Raw genomic sequence first — 3,062 nt, 5'->3', positions numbered from 1 at the left:
TGGAGGGCCGCCGCGCCACCACCCACCACCTGGGCCTCGACCTGCTGGACGCCACCGGTGTGCACGCCGTCCGTGCCCGGGTCGTCGACGACGGCGACCTGGTCAGCGGCGCCGGGGTCACCTCCGGCCTCGACCTGGCGCTGTACCTGCTGGAACGCGAGGTCGGACCGCAGATCGCGCACGCCGTCGAGGAGTTGTTCGCCCACGAGCGCCGCGGCACGGTCTGGCGGAGCGACGGCCCCGCCCCGGCCGCCTTCTGACCGAACCCGCCACAACCCGCTGAACGAGGAGCACACCACCATGTCCGTCACGCCCGTCGAAGGCACCTGGGACCTCGCCATCGCCACGCCCGTCGGCCGGATCGCCGCGGTGATCGAACTCCACCGGCGGGACGGCCGCCTGGCCGGCACCGCCCGCGGCGCCGAGGAGGACGTCCCGCTCGACGCCGTCACCCTGGACGGCGACCGGCTCAGCTGGCGGCAGTCGGTCACCCGTCCGTTCCGCCTCAACCTGACGTTCGACGTCGCGGTGGACGGCGACGCCCTGGCCGGCACCTCCCGCGCCGGCCGGCTGCCCGCCTCCAAGGTCACCGGTCGCAGGCGGACCGGGTCCGCCGACACCGACGCGGACCGGGGCTGAACCGCCGCCCGGTATTCTCCTGGCGCGTCGGGTCGGGCGGGCGCGATCATGGCCGGATGGATGTTCGTTTCCTCGGCATCGCCGAGTTGGCCGAAGTCCCGTCCGTGGCGGTCGTGGTCGACGTCATGCGGGCCTACACGGTGGCAGGCTGGGTCTTCGCCCGGGGGGCCGAGAAGATCGTGCTCGCCGAGTCGCTGGACGAGGCCCGGGCGCTGAAGGAGCGTCACCCGGACTGGGTGGCACTCAAGGACGGTCCGCCGATGCCCGGGTTCGAGCTGGTGAATTCGCCGGGTCGGCTGCGGTCCGCCGACCTCGGTGGGCGGACGGTCGTGCAGAAGACCACCGCGGGGACGGTCGGCGCCCTTGCGGTGAAGGAGGCCTCGCTGGTGCTGTGCGCCGGCTTCGTGGTGGCGGAGGCGACGGCCCGGCTGCTGCGGGCACGCGGGTGCGACAGCGTCACGTTCGTGGTCACGGGCGAGGACGGGCAGGCCGACGAGGACCTGGCGTGCGCCCAGTACATCGCCCGGAGGGCCGCCGGGGACGACACGGATGCAGCCGAGTTCCTCCGCCGCGCCGGATCCTCGCGCGCCGCCGCCGAGTTGGCGGAGGGGGTGCGGGAGGGATCCCATGCCGACGACGTCGCGCTCTGCCTGGAACTCGACCGCTTCCCCTTCGCCATGGTGGCGACCCCGGAGGACTCGCTCATGGTCCTGCGGCCGTGGGGTGCACCACGAGGGGCGCGTGAGGGCACCTCCAGGCCGAAGGCTGGGGGAGAACCGCACGATCCGGATGCGGGCCACCGGACAGACGGGGCTCGGCCCATGCTGCCGTGACACCCACCCCCGGATCGCGCAGTTCCTCCGTCGAGGCCGGGCGCGGCCGCGATCGCGCCCCGGAAGGCGGTCGACCGCTCGTCCGTCAGCCGCAGCAGGTCGTCGAAGTCGAGAGCGTTGTACACGCCGGTCGTCCATCACTCCGTTCCGTATCGGACGGCGGTTTTCGCGGCCGACCCGGCAGCCGACCCGGCGGCCGGCACGGCATCCGGCAGGGGCCGGTGAACGGGCGTCAGCGCGCGATCGGCGAGGGACGTCCGTCCGAGGCCGGGTCGGGTAGGCCGGCGGCCTCGCGTGCGGCCTGCTCGACGCGGTCCCGGTGGCCCTTCCACCAGGCGTCGTCGCCCTCCGGGAGGTTGCCGTCCTGCGCCCGCAGCCCGCGGCCGCCGTCGACGAGTTCGCGGACGATGTCGGCGTGCCCGGCATGGCGGTCGGTCTCGGCGATGGCGTGGACGAGGATGCGGTGCAGGGTCACTTCGGCGCGGCGGCCCCAGCCGACCCGGCCGGTCGCGTCGAGCGGCAGGGAGCGGATGGTCTCGTCGGAGTGCGCCCACACCCGGCGGTAGAGCCCGACGATCTCCTCGCGGGACTCCTGCGCGGTGGCCCACAGGTCGGCGTTCGGCTCGGCCCGGCCGGCGATCCACAGCGGCGCGGCCTCGAAGGGGCGCCCGAAGGTCTCACCGAAGTACACCGCCTCCGCGGCGGTCACGTGCTTGACCAGTCCGAGCAGGTTGGTGCCGGAGGGCGTGAGCGGGTGCCGGACGTCGTACTCCGACAGTCCGTCGAGCTTCCACAGCAGCGCGTCGCGCGCGTCCTGCAGGTAGAGGTGCAGGTCGGCCTTGGCATCGAATGCGGTCATGTCGACCAGTCTGCGAACGGCGTCCGCGACGTCCACGGAATTTCCGGCCGAGGCCCCCCTCAGGGGCGTGCCGGGAGCTGGGCGTGCCGGGAGCTTTGGGGGAGCCGGGGGCGCCGGGGGCGGCAAATCATTTTACGAGTGTAATACCTGTTACCCTTAACGGGTGGGTTCTGCAACTGTCACTCCTGGTCTCCGCCTCCGCAGCCTTCCGGTGCGGGAGGCGCTGCGGCTCGGGCGCCCGTCCGACCGGTGGTTCAAACCGGCGCTGAGCGTCGCCGCGGCCTCCGCCCTGCCCAACCTCGTGCTCTGCGCGCTGGGCCGCCTCGACCTGGTCGCCTACACCATGGCCGGATCGCTGTGCGCGCTCTACGGCCACGACCTGCCGTACGCACGCCGCGCCACCACCCTCGCCCGGGTGGTGCTCGGCATGTTCGCGGGCGTCGCGGTCGCCCTGACGACCGCCTCGCTCACCCACTCCGCGGTGGTGCTGATCGCCGTCGGAGCCGTCCTCGCCGCCGTGCAGAAGGCGGTGGCCGATGCGAGCGGGATCGGCCCGCCCGGCAACGTGATCTTCACCTTCGTCATGGCCGGTGCGCTGTTCGCCCCGCAGGAGATCGGCCGGGTTCCCGGCCACCTCGCCCTCACCCTGGCGGCCGGAGCCTTCGCCTGGCTGGTGGCGATGGCACCCGCCCTGCGCCGCGCCGACGGCCCCGAACGCCGCGCCACCGCCC

General features: G+C 73.7%; 3 protein-coding genes and 2 pseudogenes. 4 read left to right on the top strand and 1 reads right to left on the bottom strand.

Annotation, left to right across the window (positions count from 1 at the left end; translation table 11 throughout):
• The 3 genes and pseudogenes from ABZ641_RS30930 to ABZ641_RS30920 form a co-directional block, all read left to right on the top strand.
• Positions 1-260 (top strand): annotated as a pseudogene (locus tag ABZ641_RS30930) (DJ-1/PfpI family protein); the annotation flags it as partial.
• Between the two features lie 40 nt (positions 261-300).
• Entirely contained in the window at positions 301-639 is a 339-nt protein-coding gene (locus ABZ641_RS30925; RefSeq protein WP_359987128.1) for a hypothetical protein, read from the top strand.
• Positions 640-695: 56 nt separating this feature from the next.
• Positions 696-1,472: a 2-phosphosulfolactate phosphatase gene (locus ABZ641_RS30920; protein ID WP_359987125.1), complete on the top strand. Its 777-nt coding sequence runs from the start codon at positions 696-698 to the stop codon at positions 1,470-1,472.
• Between the two features lie 232 nt (positions 1,473-1,704).
• On the opposite strand, the gene ABZ641_RS30915 is transcribed toward ABZ641_RS30920, so the two are convergent.
• Positions 1,705-2,331, bottom strand: coding sequence for a DinB family protein (locus ABZ641_RS30915; protein ID WP_359987122.1), 627 nt, complete (start codon positions 2,329-2,331; stop codon positions 1,705-1,707).
• Positions 2,332-2,494: 163 nt separating this feature from the next.
• Between ABZ641_RS30915 and ABZ641_RS30910 the strand changes: the two are divergent.
• Positions 2,495-3,062 (top strand): annotated as a pseudogene (locus ABZ641_RS30910) (FUSC family protein); the annotation flags it as partial.

This window comes from Kitasatospora sp. NPDC007106 (assembly GCF_040634455.1).
GTDB classification, from domain to species: domain Bacteria; phylum Actinomycetota; class Actinomycetes; order Streptomycetales; family Streptomycetaceae; genus Kitasatospora; species Kitasatospora arboriphila.
Note: the sequence above shows the minus strand (reverse complement) of the source record. Positions and strands in the feature narration are given on the sequence as shown.

Bases quoted from the DNA above. Each gene is read 5' to 3' on its own strand.
- ABZ641_RS30925 (WP_359987128.1), top strand. From the start codon at position 301: ATGTCCGTCACGCCCGTCGAAGGCACCTGGGACCTCGCCATCGCCACG.
- ABZ641_RS30920 (WP_359987125.1), top strand. From the start codon at position 696: ATGGATGTTCGTTTCCTCGGCATCGCCGAGTTGGCCGAAGTCCCGTCC.
- ABZ641_RS30915 (WP_359987122.1), bottom strand. From the start codon at position 2,331: ATGACCGCATTCGATGCCAAGGCCGACCTGCACCTCTACCTGCAGGAC.